Source organism: Anaeromusa sp. (assembly GCF_028691475.1).
Taxonomy (GTDB): Bacteria; Bacillota; Negativicutes; order Anaeromusales; family Anaeromusaceae; genus Anaeromusa.
In genome coordinates this window covers 2,619-4,984 of record NZ_JAQUZF010000152.1, presented here as the reverse complement: position 1 = coordinate 4,984, position 2,366 = coordinate 2,619, and the positions used below count along the sequence as shown (strand labels likewise).

The window sequence follows — 2,366 nt, the reverse complement described above, 5'->3', positions numbered from 1 at the left end:
TGACACGCAGGTTTTCCCTTTTTTCCAAAAAAACGGCCGCTTTGCCGGCACCATCGGCTTTTCCCGTAAAATCTCGCACCGCAAGCAATTGGAGCTAAAGCTGGAAAACCAGCAAAAGCTTTTGCGCACTATGATGGACAATATTCCGGATATGATTGTCTTCAAAGACCTGCAGCTGCAGATTCTAGGGTGCAACAAGTCCTGCCGGGAATTGCTCTACGGCGCCAAACGGGAAGAAGATGTCATTGGCAAAGCCACCTGGGAACTGCTGCATGATCCAAAGTTAATCGAAAACTGCTTGAAAAAAGACTATGAAACACTCCTCATGGACCAAGCCGTAAAAGTTGAAGAGCAATACGCTCTAGCCGACGGCCGCGTCATTGACGTAGAAACCGTCAAAGCTCCTTTTCACGACAGCGAAGGCTATGTAACCGGTCTGCTCGGCATCTCCCGGGACATTACGGATCGCAAACGCTATGAGCAGGAGCTGCGCTGCCGCGAACAGCAAACGCTGAAGGAGCTGCACCTAGCCGCCCAAGTGCAGCAGGACACGCTGCCGGACGCCTTAGCCTTGCCGGAACTGCGTGTGGACACGCTCTTTCTGCCCTATCATACGGTAAGCGGCGATCTTTTCAACTACAAATGGTTCGCTCCTGAAAAAACACTGCGCGGCTACATGGTCGACGTCAGCGGCCATGGCGTAGCTACGGCTCTGCAAACAGCCTCCTTAAAAATGCTGTTGGACACTCGTCTTCTTAATGGCGAAACCATTACAGAAGATCATTTTCAGCTTATCAACCAACGTATCCAGCAATATCTCCACGAAGACGCCTTCGCCGGCATCGCCTATTTCGAGTTCGATCTGCAAAAATCGCTGCTTACCTTTATTTCCGGCGGCATTAATTTCTATCTTACAGCCAATGAAAACCGCTGCTCCTTAATTCCGGTCAGCAGCCGCTTTTTGGGTATTTTTGACGACATTGACATGCAGACCGTCACTCGCCCATTAAAAGCAGGCGAAGTCTACTGCATCATGAGCGACGGCGTCTCCGATTTGATGGAGCTTCACGGCTTACAGGCGCAAACCGGTTTGGCCGGCTATACACGGTGGCTGGAAACACTATCTCAAAAACCGGAACGCAGCGACGATTTCTCCGCGGTAGTTCTGGAAATTAATCAATTACCCCGCCAACTGCGCCTGCCCTGCATCCAGACGCAACAGGATCTGGCCCAGGCGCAAACAGCGATTCATGAGTTTTTAAGAAACTACGCTCCAGAAGGAGAAGGAGCGATCCTTGAAGTAGCCGCCAACGAAGCCTTGAACAACGGTTTTTTTGCGGGCCAACGAGTTTCTTTGCGCATGCGTCGTTGCGGCAATCGCTTGAGTATTCGCGTCAAAGACGACGGGCCTGGTTTTGACGCTCGCAGCCTCCTAAACAAGCTGCAGACCATCAGCCCGGAAGCCTGGTATGATGAACTGGGTCTTCATGATCATGGCCGCGGTATTTTGTTGATGCACTCGGCCTGCAACCGCTTGGCTTACAATTCTCTAGGAAACGAAGTGCTGCTTTTACGCAGATTCCCGACGCCAGCGCTTGAAACTAGGGATCCCGAGGCACAAAGCAATATGGCCATAGAAAGTACCAAGGTATTTCTTTAAGGTTACTATTTTTTCTGGATCTCGCGGCCCGCCTATGCGGGCTTTTATTTTTTGCTTACTTTTGTGTCGGTTTATTTCTGATTTTTGTCGTTTTGTAGTATGTTCGTGTTGACTTCAGAAAGTTCTGTCGTAAAATAAAATAAAGAGCTTCTTGAAGTTGTTTATTTTTACCTATTTGTCGAAAAGCGGAACGCGCGCCGCTTTTCCTAGGAAACCACAGAGAATGGAGATATGTGGCTATGATGAACGACATGGAACGCTTGCACAATCTGAAGTACTTTGCCTTAGATATGGACGGTACTATTTACTTAGGGCAAAAGCTGCTGCCAGGAGCCTTGGACTTTTTGCAGTACCTCAAGGACAGCGGACGCAAGCATTTATTTTTGACCAATAATTCTTCCAAACACAAGCACAGCTATGTAGAAAAGCTGCAAAAGCTGGGCATTAACGCAACCGACAAAGAAGTCATGACCTCCGGCGAGGCGACCGCGCTCTACTTGCAGGCTCACAACATGAAACAAGTCTATCTTTTGGGAACGCCCGACTTGGAGGATGAATTTCGGCAGCATGGTTTGACGCTGACTTGCGACAAGCCGGCCTGCGTCGTCCTCGGTTTTGACCAGACCCTAACCTATGCCAAGCTTACTGAAGCCTGCCATTTGCTGCGGGAAGGCGTCCCTTTTATCGCCACTCATCCGGACATCAA

General features: G+C 49.7%; 2 protein-coding genes. Both read left to right on the top strand.

Annotated elements, in window-relative coordinates; genetic code table 11:
• Positions 1-1,660 (top strand): SpoIIE family protein phosphatase (locus PHF27_RS13280; RefSeq protein ID WP_300071048.1); only part of this gene is annotated, 1,660 nt, incomplete at its 5' end.
• A gap of 239 nt (positions 1,661-1,899) precedes the next feature.
• On the top strand, positions 1,900-2,366 hold a 467-nt coding region (locus PHF27_RS13275), incomplete at its 3' end, for an HAD family hydrolase (RefSeq protein WP_363320070.1).